Annotated in this window: 13 protein-coding genes; 3 read left to right on the forward strand and 10 right to left on the reverse strand. The window is 50.3% G+C overall.

What is annotated here, in order from left to right; genetic code table 11:
- Positions 1-31 precede the first annotated feature (31 nt).
- Complete coding sequence (locus CFX1CAM_RS01975) at positions 32-1,408, forward strand: ADP-ribosylglycohydrolase family protein (RefSeq protein ID WP_087861399.1); 1,377 nt, start codon at positions 32-34, stop codon at positions 1,406-1,408.
- A 111-nt stretch (positions 1,409-1,519) separates the two neighbouring features.
- Here the strand turns inward: CFX1CAM_RS01975 and CFX1CAM_RS01980 are convergent, their stop codons facing one another.
- Together CFX1CAM_RS01980 and CFX1CAM_RS01985 are read right to left on the reverse strand one after the other, a co-directional pair.
- On the reverse strand, positions 1,520-2,023 hold the full coding sequence (locus CFX1CAM_RS01980) for a hypothetical protein (RefSeq protein WP_087861400.1): 504 nt from the start codon (positions 2,021-2,023) through the stop codon (positions 1,520-1,522).
- 13 nt (positions 2,024-2,036) lie between these two features.
- A complete protein-coding gene (locus tag CFX1CAM_RS01985) occupies positions 2,037-3,248 on the reverse strand; it encodes an MFS transporter (RefSeq protein ID WP_087861401.1) in 1,212 nt (403 codons plus the stop codon).
- 341 nt (positions 3,249-3,589) lie between these two features.
- Between CFX1CAM_RS01985 and CFX1CAM_RS01990 the strand changes: the two genes are divergently transcribed.
- The gene (locus tag CFX1CAM_RS01990) at positions 3,590-4,324 is read left to right on the forward strand and encodes a class I SAM-dependent methyltransferase (protein WP_087861402.1); all 735 of its coding nucleotides are present in this window, start codon (positions 3,590-3,592) and stop codon (positions 4,322-4,324) included.
- A gap of 85 nt (positions 4,325-4,409) precedes the next feature.
- Here CFX1CAM_RS01990 and CFX1CAM_RS01995 read toward each other — a convergent pair whose 3' ends face one another.
- Positions 4,410-5,390, reverse strand: coding sequence for a magnesium transporter CorA family protein (locus CFX1CAM_RS01995; RefSeq protein ID WP_157891644.1), 981 nt, complete (start codon positions 5,388-5,390; stop codon positions 4,410-4,412).
- A 231-nt stretch (positions 5,391-5,621) separates the two neighbouring features.
- Between CFX1CAM_RS01995 and CFX1CAM_RS02000 the strand changes: the two genes are divergently transcribed.
- Positions 5,622-6,557 (forward strand): hypothetical protein, encoded by a 936-nt coding sequence (locus CFX1CAM_RS02000; RefSeq protein WP_087861404.1) that lies wholly within the window; start codon positions 5,622-5,624, stop codon positions 6,555-6,557.
- Positions 6,558-6,766: 209 nt separating this feature from the next.
- Here CFX1CAM_RS02000 and CFX1CAM_RS02005 read toward each other — a convergent pair whose 3' ends face one another.
- The 7 genes from CFX1CAM_RS02005 to CFX1CAM_RS02035 all read right to left on the reverse strand — a co-directional run bounded on the left by CFX1CAM_RS02005 (position 6,767) and on the right by CFX1CAM_RS02035 (position 15,629).
- The gene (locus CFX1CAM_RS02005; RefSeq protein ID WP_087861405.1) at positions 6,767-7,639 is read right to left on the reverse strand and encodes a VIT1/CCC1 transporter family protein; all 873 of its coding nucleotides are present in this window, start codon (positions 7,637-7,639) and stop codon (positions 6,767-6,769) included.
- Positions 7,640-7,780: 141 nt separating this feature from the next.
- Positions 7,781-8,764: a magnesium/cobalt transporter CorA gene (corA, locus tag CFX1CAM_RS02010; RefSeq protein WP_087861406.1), complete on the reverse strand. Its 984-nt coding sequence runs from the start codon at positions 8,762-8,764 to the stop codon at positions 7,781-7,783.
- Positions 8,765-8,903: 139 nt separating this feature from the next.
- Positions 8,904-9,287 carry a type II toxin-antitoxin system VapC family toxin gene (locus tag CFX1CAM_RS02015; RefSeq protein WP_087861407.1) on the reverse strand — a complete coding sequence of 128 codons (384 nt, stop codon included), beginning with the start codon at positions 9,285-9,287 and terminating at the stop codon, positions 8,904-8,906.
- A complete protein-coding gene (locus CFX1CAM_RS02020; RefSeq protein WP_087861408.1) occupies positions 9,287-9,502 on the reverse strand; it encodes an AbrB/MazE/SpoVT family DNA-binding domain-containing protein in 216 nt (71 codons plus the stop codon). Before CFX1CAM_RS02020 ends, CFX1CAM_RS02015 begins: the two co-directional genes overlap by 1 nt.
- Before the next feature lie 211 nt (positions 9,503-9,713).
- The gene (locus CFX1CAM_RS02025; protein ID WP_087861409.1) at positions 9,714-12,929 is read right to left on the reverse strand and encodes a type I restriction endonuclease subunit R; all 3,216 of its coding nucleotides are present in this window, start codon (positions 12,927-12,929) and stop codon (positions 9,714-9,716) included.
- Positions 12,926-14,092, reverse strand: coding sequence for a restriction endonuclease subunit S (locus CFX1CAM_RS02030; protein WP_087861410.1), 1,167 nt, complete (start codon positions 14,090-14,092; stop codon positions 12,926-12,928). Before CFX1CAM_RS02030 ends, CFX1CAM_RS02025 begins: the two co-directional genes overlap by 4 nt.
- On the reverse strand, positions 14,085-15,629 hold the full coding sequence (locus CFX1CAM_RS02035) for a class I SAM-dependent DNA methyltransferase (RefSeq protein ID WP_087861411.1): 1,545 nt from the start codon (positions 15,627-15,629) through the stop codon (positions 14,085-14,087). Before CFX1CAM_RS02035 ends, CFX1CAM_RS02030 begins: the two co-directional genes overlap by 8 nt.
- Positions 15,630-15,651 lie beyond the last annotated feature (22 nt).

Raw genomic sequence — 15,651 nt, forward strand, 5'->3', positions numbered from 1 at the left:
ATAAACAAACCAATTGAAAAGGAGTGCGTAAATGGTTAAAAAAGCATGGCAATTAGAAAAAGAATTCCGCCAGACTGCCCTGCCGGTAGACCGTCGGGTTGTTCCTGCACAATGGGATCATGTGCAAGAATATCCTTGTGGGGACGGCCTTCTGCGCTGGAACTGGAATATTAAAGTACCTGGTTCCCTCGCAGTTGACCGTTTTTTTGTCGGTATGGTGCAGGACTGGGGAAATCAGGGCTATGACGTCAGTGAAGCGGAAGAACTCCTGCCTTTGGGAATTCAGCTGGAGGCAGAAGACCGCATGGAAGAGTTACGTGTCGTTTCTGCTCGGGTGATGAAGGCACTCTGCGAAGCGCCAAAAATTCCTGGCCACCCATATCATAGTTACGAACATCCTTCTTCCTGGGATGATGTAAGAGAGGCGTTGCCTGCTGCTTCAGGATATCAGCCACTATCAGGCTGGAGAGACGACATTCCAGAACGCATTTACCAGGGTTGGATTGGTCAGATCGCCGGAGGCTCGTTTGGAACAGCCATTGAAGGATATACCGGCGAACTCATCCAGAAAGTTTATGGCGATGTGAGGGGATATCTGATCCCCCCGGAAACCACGAATGATGATGTGGTTTACGAATTATTGTTGCTGGATGTGTACGAAAGAATGGGTAAAGGTATCACCTCGGACGTTTTAGGAGACGAGTGGGTTCAAAAACTTCCGTATGGTGTATCTGCTGAGGGCGTTGCACTTCGCAATTTGAATTTGGGTATCTACCCACCGGATTCGGGCAGCTTTTTAAACCCTTATTGTGATTGGATTGGCGCTCAAATGCGAACAATGGTGTGCGGCATGTTAGCACCAGCCGACCCCATGGAAGCAGCCCGATTGGCTCATATTGATTCTGTCATTTCGCATGCACGCAATGGTGTTTATGGGGGGATGTATGCCGCTGTGATAACATCCTTAGCTTTTGTGATGGACAATCCTCGTGAAATTGTGGTCGAGGGTGCAAGGTATATCCCTGCAAAAAGTGAATATGCTGCCAAATTAGCCTTCTGTTTTGATGTGCTCAGTAATAATTCCGATCCCGAAAAAGCCTGGGCGGTTTTGGACAAGCACTTTGAACAGTACAACTGGATTCATGCATATCCCAACCTGGCTGCTGACCTGTTGGCGCTGTGGTATGGGGACGGTGATTTTACTGAAACGATGGCTCTGCTGGCAAAAGCCGGGTACGATGTGGACTGCAATGCCGGCCTGGTTGGAAATGTTCTGGGTGTCATGCGGGAAGTGCCAGAAGAATGGTCTGACCCGCTGGAAGATTTGCTGGAAACCTATATTAAAGGCAAAGAGAGGCTTTCTATCCGGTCGATCGCCGACATGAATGCGCGCTTAGCAAAAGGCTAATCCAACAACAGAAAGCACAATCATCATTAAAAAATCCCTGCCAGAACCGCAGGGATTTTTATATAAACATATCAGAGCGGATAAACAATACCGAACCATGCCCGGTAAAGATTAATTATCAGCTTCAGGGTGTGATAACAAGTATTTTTTCAGAACAACGCGGTAAGCCGGTCGGTAAGCGGTGCGGTATGCGTCGGAGTGGTGCAGGGCGGGATAGCCCTGTGGCTTCAACGTTGACATCAATTCTTCCAGTCCTGGAACGAATGGCAGGGAGGTATGTAAATATTCTTCCAGCAGTTGAAAATCTGGAATAACCTCCTGACTGGTGCGAATAAAGGCATCTAAAAGTGGTTCAGGGTCACCGCCCTCGGCTTTGAAGGGCGCCAGGTGGACCCGCACCAAATCTCCATCCGGGCTGATCGGGTCGATAAGCGCTTCCGGCCAGGGGTCAGACAGGGTTTCGAGCTCATTTTTCAGCCATTCACGGGCAGCCTCGCGATGGGTGACTGCGTGGGCCGGACCGCAAGCTGCCTGGTGGATGAGTTTATACCCATCCTGGGCTTGCATTAACGGGTAGCGTTTTAAGTGATCTTTGAGGATGGTTGTGAAGTTCATTTGCAATCCTTGTTTACTCTGTGGATCCCGGCAAGGTTTGAGGACGCCAGATCGCCATGCCGATGGCAGCTAAAACCGCCAGCCCACCCCCAAACAAGAAGGGTGCAGAGGGTCCGAAACCTGCCCAGCGACCGACGCCCTGCCACAACACCCCGGCGATTAACGAAGCTGGCAGGTCAAGCATGCCAAGGACAGCGTTATACGTGCCGTATGCCGTGCCGCGCAGCTCGGGAGCGACCAGATCGGCGACCATGGCTTTGGCTGTACCGTAGGTCAACCCATAATATAAACCATAAGCACAATAAAGCGTCCACACATGCCAGGGCTGCCTGGCCAGAGCAAACCCCAGATAAATCAGTCCGTATAACAGCCATCCGCCGATGATCACCAGGCGTCGGTCAATATGGTCCGAAAGGTTGCCGGCAGGGGTGGAAACCAGGGCATAGATCAGGTTGAAAGCTGCCAGCATGAGCAGGATGCCCAGCACGCTCACACCCCGCTCCTGTGCCCGCAGCACCAGAAAAGCATCCGAAGAGTTTCCTAAATCGAAAAGGCCCACAATCAGCATGAAGACCAGAAAAGGCTTGCCCAGACGCTTGAAAGAGATTTTCGTAGCAGCGGATGCATCCTGAACCTTGACATCTTTGGCAATGACCGCCAGGCTGATCACTGCGAACAATGCCGGCACCAGGCTGATCAGCACAACGGTGCGAAAGGTATTTTCTCCCAGCTGTAAGTTGGTCGACTGCGCCAGCCAGACCACCAGGGCAGCGATCAACAAACCGACCATAGCACCGCCGGTGTCTGCAGCCCGATGAAAACCAAAAGCCAGACCGCGCTGCTCGGGTTTGATTGAGTCTGCAACCAATGCGTCACGCGGCGCGGTGCGCACACCTTTTCCGACGCGATCTGCCCAGCGTACGCCAGCCACCATCCCCCAGCTTTTAGCAAAATAAAAGAAGGGTTTTGAAAGCGTTGAAAGCCCGTACCCGATGACTGCCAGCCATTTTCGAGCGCGCAGTTTGTCTGAAAGCCACCCTGAGAACACCTTCAGCACGCTGGCTGTGGCTTCAGCCACGCCTTCAATAATGCCGATGATATTGGTACGCACGCCCAGGACGTTGAAGAGGAACAGCGGAATGATGTTGATCACCATTTCGCTGGAAATATCCATGAAAAAACTGGTCAGGCTGACCGCCCACACGTTGCGGTGAAATTTGCGCATTTTGTTTCTCCGTGTTCTTTAAAAGTCGCTTTGAACTTCACGTTTGAATCTAAGATGCCATTTTATCACTTTTCGGCTGCTATAAGATATATTCGCAGGGTTGTGTGAATATCAGCACAGCGTTTCTGCTTAGAGGGTTTGTTTACAAAGAGCTATTCATGCGGCTTATCAGGGTGATTATTGATGACACTGATTGGGTACAATTTATTTCAGATCAGGTGAATGAACGGGCAGCAACGATAAAAAAACCATTCAAGGAATGCGCCATAACTTGTCCCGATAATTTACCTCAGGCGAGAGCAACGATGACCCCCTAAAAATTTGGACTGAGCTGATAACGGATGAATGATCCTTTAAACCCTAAAAAAGAACCGATTGCACAAGCCGCTTACAACCAGTTTGCAGAAGCTTATGCAGCCCTGGTTGAAACCAAAGCACATAATGCCTATTATGAGCGACCAGCGACGCTTTCGCTATTGCCGGAGGTGCGCGGCTGGCGGGTGTTAGACGCAGGCTGCGGTCCTGGTGTTTATGCGCAGATCCTGCTTGCACAGGGTGCACAGGTGGTTGCTCTGGATGTCAACCCAAAGATGGTGGCGCTGGCTCGCGCCCGCCTTGGCGAGGAGGCGCGGGTTATTCAAGCCAGCCTCGAGGATCCATTGAACTTTTTTGAAGCAGAATCCTTTGACCTGGTGATAGCGCCCCTGGTTATGGACTATGTGCGCGATTGGGGCTTAACTTTCAGCGAGTTTCAACGGATTTTAAAGCCGGGCGGAATACTGGTGTTTTCCATTGAGCACCCGGTGATGAAGTATTTTGATTTCATTGAGAAGAGCAACTACTTCCAGGTTGAGCAAGTCTCCTATACCTGGAAAGGATTTGGACCACCGGTGGAAGTGCCAACCTTCCGACGCTCGCTGACGGAGGTGTTCAACCCGCTAATTGACGCAGGCTTTAACATCGACCGGGTGCTGGAGCCCCTGCCGACGGAGGCATTTAAAGCAGCACAACCGGAGGATTACGAGAAGCTCTTGCGAGAACCCGGTTTTATGTGCATCCGGGCTGTGCGTAGATAAACACAGGATTCCGAAAACACGGTGATGCAAAAAATTTTTGCTGAGAGGCAAGCCTGGATTTTGGTATTCATTAATACCGAACCGGTTACATCCAGTCACGGCGGCGCATCCGCAAGAGAATAATCACCAGAAGAAAAGCCAGCACAATCAAGAACAACGCCACGCTGATCGTGCTGACCCATTGGCTGATTTGCGCTCCGTGGGTAAAAATATTCATCCCAAAAAACTCGTTGAGGAATGAAAACAACATAACCAGCGTAGTAATGATGGTTAGAATTTTTATGGTGTTATTCAACTGGTTATTGACCACGGACAAATAGATGTCCAGAACGCTGTTGACGAATTCCCGCAGAATTTCGATGACTTCGTGCACCCGTATGAGATGATCGTACACATCCCTGAAATACATGCGCTCTTTTTGCTCGACAATCTCAAAATCACCAAGGGAGAGTTTGTTCAATACCACGCTTTGCGGGACAACAATCCGGCGCAAATTGAGGAGGGAACGCTTGATGGAGAACACTTCTTCCAGCAATTCTTTATCTGGTTTTTGAATGAGCACGCCTTCAATTTCTACAACACGCGCATCCAGCCGGTTGACCATTTTCATGTATTCATTTGCCAGTTCATCGATGATCTGGTACAGGATAAATTTACTGTTTTGCTGGTGGCTTTCATTGCGCAGGAGCCTGGTCCACACCACGTCCACAGCAGGATAACTTTCCTGGTGGTAGGTGACGATGAAATTCGAGCCGAGAAACACATCCAATTCGATGGATTTTGTGATATCGTCAAGGGGTTGATTTGCCCTGACAGCCACCAAGGATAGATACAGGTAATCCCCCCAATCATCGATTTTGGGAACGTGGATTTCCTCCAGGGCGTCATCGATCGAGAGTGGGTGGAAATTAAATACCTCCGAAAGCACCTGTCGGCTCTTGTCAGGGGCATCGTGATAAAGATCAACCCAGACAAGCACTTCTGGATCTTCAAGTGCCGACCGGACGGCATCCAGATCGGTCGATTCAGGCATTAGATTCCCATCTTTTTGTATCAGGATGCGCATTGGGCCTCCTTTGTCATCATCAGTGATTATCATTTGAATTACAGTTTGATTTTACCATTCAAGCCAGGTGTTTCCGTTTTGGAAAAGTATCACAATAACAGGCAGGATGGGGTGGAAAACAATTAATTAAACTGCTATACTATGTGCAACACGGTTATCACCATGCAGTTTGTGAATTAGCATGTTTCCGATCACGAAAATTGACGTCAACTCACGAAGGAAGAGGTGCTTATGAATTGGAAGTTATCGTTGTTGATGAGTATGTTGCTTATAAGCCTGTTGTTTTTGAATGGGTGCGCCGTTTCCGGCACGCAGGAGCAGCTCAGCTTTGAAGACCAGGCCAGCACCAGTGTTGCCGAGACGCTGATGGTGATGCAAAGCGTCGAAACCATCGTGGCGATGACGGTATCTGCCGGGGAGATTGAACAACCTACACTGGAAGCAACGGCGGAACCCCCCACACCAACGGCTACCTTCACAGAGATTCCGACCGAGACGATGGTGCCAACGCTGACTTTTACAGCCACATATGCTGTTCCCATGGTATCGGTCAGCGTACCTACGAACTGCCGTCTTGGGCCGGGAGAGGTATATGCCCAGGTCAGCGTGTTATTGGTAGGAACTCAGGTTGAGGTGGTGGCGCGCAGCGCCGACGGCGACTATTGGGTGGTCCGAAACCCTGGTGGTGAGGGCACGTGCTGGTTGTGGGGTTATTACGCCATCGTGCTCGGACACACAGGCAATTTGCCTGTTTGGGACCCACCACCCACGCCCGCGCCGGCTGCCACCTACACAACTGTGCCCTTAACGCCCTCAACCTACAGCACCGGCGCGTTGGAGATTGAACAGACCTATACAGCAGATTTAGATGAGGGCCTTTTGAATGGCGGCTCTGGAAAGGATTTGTGGTACCAGGTAGTTTCTGCCACTGAACGATATCTCACCCCGATTAATGGAGCCGGTTTTGCAGTTTGGGGCGGTTCTGCACCCGGGATGTCCGACTGCATTGGCGCCAGCTTAAGCACAACCAGTATCCCGCTTTCCAGCTCGCTGGTGGGCACCTATGTCTGTTATAGGACGAACGAAGGGCGCCCCGGCGCCTTCCGGGTGAATGAGCTGACGGGAACCACGATTAAAATTGGCTACACAACCTGGAATAAACCATAAGCATGGATTGATGTTCGTTAACCGGGTTTGGGCGTTCACCCGGTTGACATGCGCGTTTGAATAAAACCTTTTGGCACGCAGCAGTGAAAAACCCGCCAGGTCTCACTGGCGGGCGCCTGTATTCACGCGCAATTTTTTTCGTATTCTAATTTGCAGATGCTTGCTGAACTGCATGGGGTGTAATGCGAAAGTCGGCGGTCGATTTTCGATTACACTTCAATCCCAAACCAGTTGCGGATCAGTATCCCAATCACAAAGCTGAAAGCAGCCACACCCAGGCTTAATCCCGCCATCTCGAGGAAATGTTTCCCAAAGGGAAGATCCTTGGCAACGGATAAGTAGAAGTTAAATATGGCGATGATCAACACCGAGGTTGTCAGCGCAATGGCCAGGCTGATGATCTCATTGTTCAGCAGCAAATAGGGCAGGATCAACAACGTCACGGTAATAATGTAGGCAATCCCGGTGGTAATGGCGGCACGGACGGGATCTTTTTTGGTTTCTTCGGAGCGGGTGGAAAGATACTCGGAGGAAGCCATCGAGAGCGATGCGGCAATGCCGGTGATCAACCCCGAAAGGGCGATGATCTTCACGTCACGGAAGGCAAAGGTCAGCCCTGCCAGCGCACCGGTCAGCTCCACCAGAGCGTCGTTCAAGCCCAGCACGACCGAGCCGGCATACAGCAGCGATTCCTCATCCAGCATGCCGAGGAGCTGGTTTTCGTGATCATTTTCCTCTTTGAGGATCCAAAGCGCATCGGGAACTTCTTCAGAGATCTTCTCGTAGTTGACCTGGGCTTTTTCTTCGCCCAGTTCCATCAATTTTAAACCAAAGGTATAGCCAAAAATGTGGCTGATGGTGGTGTACAGCCAAATTTGGAAGCGGCTGGGTTTGACCTCTTTTTTGGTGTGCCCTTTCCAAACTTCATAATGCCGTTTCTCGTCGTCGCCAATTTTCTCGACGATATGGCGATTGTCTTCATTCGGGAGCGTTTTGGCAATTTTGTGATAGACATGGTATTCGGTTATCTCAATACGCTGGGCTTTAAGGATTTCTTTTCGAATTTCAGGTGATAGTTCCATGGTTTCTCCTTCAGCATCAAGTGTACCTTAATCACAGCGTCGGTTAAGATGGAAATAAAGCGGTGACAGCTTTACGCCACCATCCGATCATCGATTGATCACAGGGGGACACAAAAACAGCTAGTCGCAGGACAACGTGCCTCACATCCAATCGCGACGGCGCATCCACAAAAACATCAGAATCGGAAGGAAGACCATCACCGCCATAGCCAGGAAAAAGCTGACGCTGCTGGTCAGGTGGTTGAGTTGACCGCTGGCGGAAAAGAAGTTCATGCCGAAAAAACCGGTCAGAAATGACAGCGGCATAAACAGGGTGGTGATGATGGTCAGCGTTTTCATGATGTTGCTGAGCTGGTTATTGACCACGGATAAATAGGTATCCAGCGCGCCGCTGACCATGTCGCGCAGGCTTTCGATGATCTCGTGCACTCGCACAAGATGGTCATAAAGGTCTCTGAAATACATGCGTTCCTTCTGGCTGACGATTTCAAAATCGCCGCGTGAGAGCTTATTCAGCACCTCTCGCTGCGGTGATACAATCCGCCGCAGGTTGAGCAAAGAACGCTTGATGGAGAAGATATCCTCCAGCATTTTTTTATCCGGTTTAATAATCACCGTGTCTTCAATCTCATCGACTTGCGCATCCAAGTAGTCGATCATTTGCATGTATTCATCCACCAGCGCATCGATGAGCTGGTAAAGGATGAATTTGCTGCCGCGTTGCAGCTGGGCTTCGTTGTGCAGGAGGTTGTTCCACACCAGATCGATTGCCGCTACCGGCTCCTGGTGGCAGGTGACGATGTAATTCGCGCCGACAAACACGTCCAGTTCGATTGATTTATCAATATCATCCAGCGGGCGGTCGGGGCGGATTGCGACCAGGGTGGTATACAGGTACGAGCCCCAGTCGTCGATTTTGGGCACGTGGATTTCTACCAGAGCATCATCGACGGACAGGGGGTGAAAGTCGAAGACCTGCGTCAAGACCTGGCGACTTTCGTCGGGGGCAGCGCCGTCCAGGTCAACCCAGAGAAGGGTTTCCTGGTCCTTGAGCGCAGCGCGCACGTCATCCAGGTCTGCCGATTCAACCATTGTCTTGCCGTCTTTTTCTATCAGGATGCGCATCGTTTTTCCTTTTTGCTAAAAAACAGGGTCGTTATGGTTTAATTTTATCATTTTTATGTGATGCGTTCATCGCCAGGGATGATTAGGGATGCTAAAAGTGCGGGATTTACACTGATTTTGAGAATAAAGGAGGATTTTTTCAACGCGACTTTTTCTTTGCAATGAACTGGACCCCATCGATCGCTTTAAAGTGTTCATCCTGGGTCCATAAAATCGCATTGTGAGCGCGGGCAGTGGCAAGGATGATGCTGTCTGCCATGGCGAGTTTCAATTCCCGTGAGATTAAGGCTGCCTCGATTGCGATGGTGCGATTCACCTCCGCCTCTCGCCCATAGGACATCAACCCTACCGAGAGCAAAGCGGCATCTTCATCCCGTTCAGCCAGCAATCTTTTAAAAACTTCGTAAATGCAAATCGTTGGAACCAATAAGTTCTCTACATCTTGAATGGGTTCGGCGAAAAAATCGGCATTAGCGCCTGCAGTGAAATATTCAATCCAACCTGAGGAATCGACGAGATTCATTAGCGTTCCTCATCGATTTCTTCACGAAAATCCTCGGTGTTGATGCCCTTGAAAATTCCGCGTGCATCTTGAATTGGCGGGACAATGACCAAACGAATGGTGTTTTTGTAGGGGATGAACATCACCTTTTGCCCGGGCTGTAAGTTGAATTGTTCGCGCATCTGGCGCGGGATCATGATCTGATATTTGCTGGAAATAGTGGTTAAAGCATTCATTTTTACAAACCCTTATCGATCGATATATGTAAAGATATTATACCTTCCTTTTCAAATAAGTTAAAAAGGAAACTTTTGTTTCAGATTTTCAAACACCATTGCAATGTGTTCATCGGCAAGGAAAACTGAATACTGCGAAGAATAAGGTGTTTAAGCGGCTTTCAAGGGTGATGACAGGGCGAAAAGTTCTCAACGGGATGGTTTGCCACGGTTAACGTTGGGTCAGCTCGTCGGCAATCAGCTCGGCTTGTTTTAAGACGGTATCGGTGGCAAGTTTTTCCATATCCGGTGGATACCCGTATTGACGCAGGGTGCGTTTAACGATCACCCGTAATTTTGCCCTGACGCTTTCTTTGATGGTCCAATCGATTGAAGCATTCGCTCGTACCCGTTCAGTTAATACCACCGCCAGTTCCCTCAATTTATCTACCTGCATCAATTCTCTGGCGCTTTTGTTATTGGCAACGGCGGTGTAAAAGGCGTATTCAAAATCTGAGAGCCCCATTTCCTGGGGTTCCTTGTCCATGCTTTTTATTTGCTTGCTCAGGGCAATTAATTCATCGATCACTTCAGCGGCGGTAATAATTTTGTTGTGGTAACGCTTGATTGAGCTTTCCAATAATTCCATCAATTTTTTGCTTTGAACCAGGTTTTTCTTTGCACGTGCTTTAATTTCATCATTCAATAATTTCTTTAGCGTTTCCAGGGCGAGGTTCTTATGTTCCATGCCCTGAATTTCCAGCAGAAATTCCTCAGAAAGGATGGAAATATCGGGCTTTTTAATCCCCGCGGCATCAAACACATCAATGACCTGCTCAGAAACAAGGGCTTGATCGATCACCTGGCGAATGGCGGTTTCGATCTCTTCATCGGTTTTGCCGGCGCCGGTAAGGTTAAACTTGACCAACCGGGCTTTAACCGCCTGGAAAAATGCCACCACATCTTTGACTGCCATCGCTTCTGCTTGCGGGACAGCCAGCGCAAAGGCTTTTGACAGGGCGGTCACCTCGTCGAGAAAGCGTTTCTTTCCGTTTTCGATGCCCAGGATGAAGTTTTCTGCTGCCAGGATGATCGACAGTTTTTTAGAGGTATCCGCTGTGAAATACTCCTGGTAATGGAACCCGTTCAAGATCTGCATTACCACTTCGAGCTTTTCCTGCATCAGCAAGAGGGCCTGTTCCTGCAGCAAAAGCGGATCGCCCTTGCCGCCGCCATCGGAATAAAAGGCAAGCGCCTGTTTTAAATCGGCGGCAATGCCTAAATAATCCACAATTAATCCGCCGGGCTTATCCTTATACACCCGGTTGACCCGGGCAATCGCTTGCATCAGCGTGTGACCCTTCATGGGCTTATCCAGGTACATGGTATGCAGTGAAGGCACGTCGAAGCCGGTCAGCCACATGTCGCACACGATGACCAGTTTAAGTTCATCATCCGCCGCCCGCATGCGTTCAGCCAGGACGCGACGCTGGCTTTTGTTGGTGTGATGCCGCGCCATCTGCGGCCCATCGGAGGATGCGGCTGTCATAACCACTTTCATGGTGCCCTTGTTAATCTCGGGATGGTGCCAGTCGGGCCGGATGCGCTCTATGGCGGCATACAGATCCGCCGCAATTCGGCGCGACATGGTCACCACCATGGCTTTGCCCTCAAAGGCTTCCTGTCGTTGTTCAAAATGGGTGACGATGTCTTCAGCCACCTTTTTGATACGGTTTTTGCTGCCCACCAGCGCTTCGAGCTGCGTCCATTTGACCTTGGCTTGCTGGGTCTCAGAAAGATCTTCCCGCTCTAATTCTTCATCCAGGTCTTTAATTAACCGTTTGCCTTCCTCGCTCAACCCAATTTTTGTCAGCCGGCTTTCGTAATAGATTTTTACCGTGGCGCCATCTTCAACGGCTTTGGCAATATCGTAAATATCGATATAGTTGCCAAACACGGCCGGGGTGTTTCTGTCGGTGCGCTCGATGGGCGTGCCGGTAAAGCCAATAAAGGTGGCATTGGGCAGGGCATCGCGGATGTATTTGGCGAATCCGTACACGGTGCGCTTGCCAATCAGATTGCCCTGTGCATCAAGATCGTCAATGGTTTTGGCATGAAAGCCATACTGCGTGCGGTGCGCTTCATCGGCGATCACGATAATGTTCTTGCGGTCGGAGAGTTCTTCGTAATCATTGCCATTATCCGGGTAGAACTTTTGAATGGTGGTGAAGACCACCCCGCCCGAAGCAACCCTGAGCAATGTTTTCAGGTGTGCCCGATCCCTTGCCTGGACCGGATCCTGCCGCAGCAACTGGGTCGAGGCGGCAAAGGTATCAAAGAGCTGGTCGTCCAGGTCGTTGCGGTCGGTGATCACCAGCACGGTGGGGTTGTCGAGGGCTAACACAATTTTGCCGGTAAAAAACACCATGGAAAGCGACTTGCCGCTGCCCTGGGTATGCCACATGACCCCGCCCTTTTGATCGCCCTCGGGCTGATCATCCACCGTGGGCAGGCCGTATTTCGCCGGCGATTCCCTCACCAGCCCGGATTTCGAGCGGTGGCCTGACGCCCGGATGACGGATTCAACCGCCTTATTGACGGCATAATACTGGTGATAGCCGGCGATCTTTTTCACCGTTTCAACCGTGGTGATATTCGTTGCCAGGTCAACCCGGCTGGTTTTTTCAAAGACGGTGAAATGCCGCACCAGGTCCAGCAGGGTGTGCTTGTTCAGCAGCCCCCGGATCAGAATTTCTAACTGGCTCACCAGGGGTGAGGCTTCATCGATGCCGTCGGCGGTTTTCCATGCCATAAAGCGCCCGAACTCCGCCGAAAGGGAACCCATTTTCGACTCCAGCCCGTCGGAGATGACGATGAGCGCGTTATAGTGAAACAACGATGGGATGGCTGCCTTATAGGTTTGAATCTGCTGGAAAGCCGATTTGACGGTGGCGCCTTCCAGCGCCGGGTTTTTCAGCTCGATCACCACCAGGGGCAGCCCGTTGACAAACAGGACGATATCAGGGCGTTTGTTGACGCCGTTTTCCACGACCGTGAACTGGTTAACGGCGCAAAACTCGTTGTTTTCGGGGCGGGCAAAATCAACCAGCCGGGCATAATCGCCGCGCGGGTAGCCGGCCTGCTGGTAGGTGATGTTGACCCCTTCGGTGAGCAGGCGGTGAAAGGTCTCGTTGTTGGTGATCAGCGCCGGTGCGTGCAGCCGTTGAACCTGCCGCAGCGCCTCGGCGCGCGCCTCAGGGGGAATGTGCGGGTTGAGCCGGTCAACTGCCGCTTTGACCTGATCTAAAAGCAGCACGTCCTCATAGCTGGTGCGCAGCGGGGTTTTGCCATCGGGGGCAACCTCAGGCCCGGAAAGGTAAGTATAACCCAGCTCGCCCAGGCGCTGGATGGCGAGGTCTTCAATGGCAGATTCGGAGATTTTGCTCATAATCGCACCCGCACTTCTCCACTCATTAATTTTGGCAAAAGTGTATCTCTCAGTTCTTTAAGAGTTTCAATTTGTGTTTGGTTATGTTTAATCTTTGCAAAGAAGCAGCCAACTGATTCTTGAAAATCTAACATGACTTTATTGGGTGGAACTAATATATTCATATCCCTAATAATTTTTGAATTTATCGATGTTACAATCGAAGACGTACTGCCTAATAATTCATATCGAAAATCCTTAAGAAAAAAATATAAGTATTCTTTGCAAATCGGTGTGTTTTCTTCAAATGTGAAATGGGCAATTGCTTCATTGGATACCATTTCTTCCGTTGTTATGCCAACTCTTCCAACAGTCATTTTAAAGCTTAAAATCACCGTATTCTTGGGAATAATTGGGATATTAAAATTTAAAATAGCTTCCCTTTTAAGATATTCATTTGTGTTAAAGATGAAAACCCCCGAATCTCCCATGTCTTTAATTGAAATCCATTTCACATCGTTTCGGTCAGTAGAAAACCAATGTTTTTCTTTTCGAGGCGGTGTTCTACCAATTGATACTTTTACAATATCGCCAAGTGCTACCTCCTTCCAATCATCCTCGGCTTCTTCGATGAACCACTGACGGAAGAGGGTTTGTGCCAGGGCTTCCAGGGTCTCGTTCTGGCGGTGCAGCAGGTCAATTTTGTCATCGAGGGCGGAGAGAATCCCGGCGATGGCGCGCTGTTCGATATTAGAGCTTGGAAGCCTAATTAATATTGAAAGGAGATTTTTTTTATTCAGCTTAGGCTGAACAGCACCGGTAATATATGGGTTTATATCTACATTGCAAAGCAAATAATAAAGTAGTCTAGTTTGCCATTTCGATGCACATTGCAACACATGGGCATGATTACTTACCCAAAACTTCCCATCAACCAACTGGAGCATTGGTGCTATGCCATTTGAAGTAACAGTGCCATCTTCTGCAACAAGTAAATGAAATCCTTCAAATTTGTAATCATTAATTTCATCAATTGCATTTGCAGCACCATAATAAGGATATAGAGGACCTTCTTTCATTTGTGATCTCTGCATTTTCGATAATGGCTCTCTTAAGTTGTTTTTCAGTACACAAAAGCCAGAATCCACTAAATGTCCTAAAGTTACCGTCTCCGATTCAGTCATCCGATATTATCCTTGACAAATTTTCTACAATCAGCGCGTTCAATCGGCTTTCCTCTTCAAGCTGCGCTTCCCACTCGGCTTTGAGAGCGGTAAATCGTTCTTCAAAATCAAAATCATCCTCTTCCTCGGGCAGCCCCACATAGCGCCCGGGGGTGAGCACATAGCCTTTTTCCTGTACCTCTGCCAGGGTTGCTGATTTGCAAAAGCCGGGCACGTCTGCATAGGCGCCGTCCATATTGCGCCAGTTGTGGTAGGTGCTGGCGATCTTTTGAATGTCATCTTCTGAAAAGCTGCGCGTGCGCCGGTTGAGCATATAGCCCAGCTCGCGGGCATCGATGAACAGGATTTCATCCCGCCGGTTGCGATACCGGCCGTTGGCTTTGTCGCGGCTTAAAAACCACAGCGAGGCCGGGATCTGGGTGTTCAGGAACAGCTTTGCCGGCAGGTTGACGATGCAATCTACCAGGCGGGCTTCAATCAGCGCCCGGCGGATCTCGCCCTCGCCCGAGGTTTGCGAGGTGAGCGCGCCCTTTGCCAGCACAAAGCCAGCCTGCCCGCGCGGGCTGAGGTGGTACACAAAGTGCTGAATCCAGGCAAAGTTGGCGTTGCCCTCGGGCGGTGTGCCGTATTGCCAGCGGCCGTCTTTTCGCAGCAGGTCACCACTCCAGTCGCTGTCGTTGAAGGGCGGGTTTGCCATCACATAATCGGCTTTCAGGTCTTTGTGGGCGTCATTGAGGAACGAGCCCTCGTTATTCCACAAAATCTGCGAAGAATCAATGCCGCGGATGGCGAGGTTCATTTTCGCCAGGCGCCAGGTGGTCAGGTTGCTCTCCTGTCCGTAGATTGAAATCTGGTTCAGTCTGCCCTGGTGGCTAAGGACGAAGGCTTCCGATTGCACAAACATCCCGCCTGACCCGCAGCACGGGTCAAAAACACGGCCTTCAAAGGGTTCCAGCATCTCCACCAGCAGCCGCACCACGGGTCGGGGGGTGTAGAACTGCCCGCCCTTTTTCCCCTCCTGCAGGGCAAATTCGCCCAGGAAGTATTCAAACACATGCCCCAGCAGGTCTGCGCTGCGCTGCTGGGCTTCACCCAGGGCGATATTGCTCATCAGGTCAATCAGGCTGCCCAGGTTGGTGGGGTCCAGGTTGCCCTGGGCGTACACCTTGGGCAAAACGCCTTTCAGCGAGGAGTTCTCTGCTTCGATGGCGTCCATGGCATCGTCGATATCTTTTCCAATTTCGGACTGCCTGGCGCGGGCTTGCAAATAGGACCAGCGGGCGGTGGGGGGCACAAAGAACACGTTTTCCGCGCGGTATTCGTCCCGGTCTTCGGGGTCGGCGCCTTCGTATTCGCCGCTGCCGGTTTTCAACCGGGCGTATAAAGACTCGAAAGCCTCTGAAATGTAGCGCAAGAAAATCAAGCCCAAAACCACATGTTTGTATTCAGCCGCGTCGATGTTTTTCCGCAGTTTATCGGCAGCCTTCCAGAGTTGTTTTTCGATCGGCTCGACAGCGTTGTTGGTGTGATTTGTCATAAAATAATCCCTCTAAAACCTT

Source organism: Brevefilum fermentans (assembly GCF_900184705.1).
Lineage (GTDB): Bacteria > Chloroflexota > Anaerolineae > Anaerolineales > Anaerolineaceae > Brevifilum > Brevifilum fermentans.

Excerpts from the sequence above, each read along its gene's own strand:
- CFX1CAM_RS01975 (WP_087861399.1), top strand. The coding sequence starts at position 32 with ATGGTTAAAAAAGCATGGCAATTAGAAAAAGAATTCCGCCAGACTGCC.
- CFX1CAM_RS01980 (WP_087861400.1), bottom strand. The coding sequence starts at position 2,023 with ATGAACTTCACAACCATCCTCAAAGATCACTTAAAACGCTACCCGTTA.
- CFX1CAM_RS01985 (WP_087861401.1), bottom strand. The coding sequence starts at position 3,248 with ATGCGCAAATTTCACCGCAACGTGTGGGCGGTCAGCCTGACCAGTTTT.
- CFX1CAM_RS01990 (WP_087861402.1), top strand. The coding sequence starts at position 3,590 with ATGAATGATCCTTTAAACCCTAAAAAAGAACCGATTGCACAAGCCGCT.
- CFX1CAM_RS01995 (WP_157891644.1), bottom strand. The coding sequence starts at position 5,390 with ATGCGCATCCTGATACAAAAAGATGGGAATCTAATGCCTGAATCGACC.
- CFX1CAM_RS02000 (WP_087861404.1), top strand. The coding sequence starts at position 5,622 with ATGAATTGGAAGTTATCGTTGTTGATGAGTATGTTGCTTATAAGCCTG.
- CFX1CAM_RS02005 (WP_087861405.1), bottom strand. The coding sequence starts at position 7,639 with ATGGAACTATCACCTGAAATTCGAAAAGAAATCCTTAAAGCCCAGCGT.
- corA (WP_087861406.1), bottom strand. The coding sequence starts at position 8,764 with ATGCGCATCCTGATAGAAAAAGACGGCAAGACAATGGTTGAATCGGCA.
- CFX1CAM_RS02015 (WP_087861407.1), bottom strand. The coding sequence starts at position 9,287 with ATGAATCTCGTCGATTCCTCAGGTTGGATTGAATATTTCACTGCAGGC.
- CFX1CAM_RS02020 (WP_087861408.1), bottom strand. The coding sequence starts at position 9,502 with ATGAATGCTTTAACCACTATTTCCAGCAAATATCAGATCATGATCCCG.
- CFX1CAM_RS02025 (WP_087861409.1), bottom strand. The coding sequence starts at position 12,929 with ATGAGCAAAATCTCCGAATCTGCCATTGAAGACCTCGCCATCCAGCGC.
- CFX1CAM_RS02030 (WP_087861410.1), bottom strand. The coding sequence starts at position 14,092 with ATGACTGAATCGGAGACGGTAACTTTAGGACATTTAGTGGATTCTGGC.
- CFX1CAM_RS02035 (WP_087861411.1), bottom strand. The coding sequence starts at position 15,629 with ATGACAAATCACACCAACAACGCTGTCGAGCCGATCGAAAAACAACTC.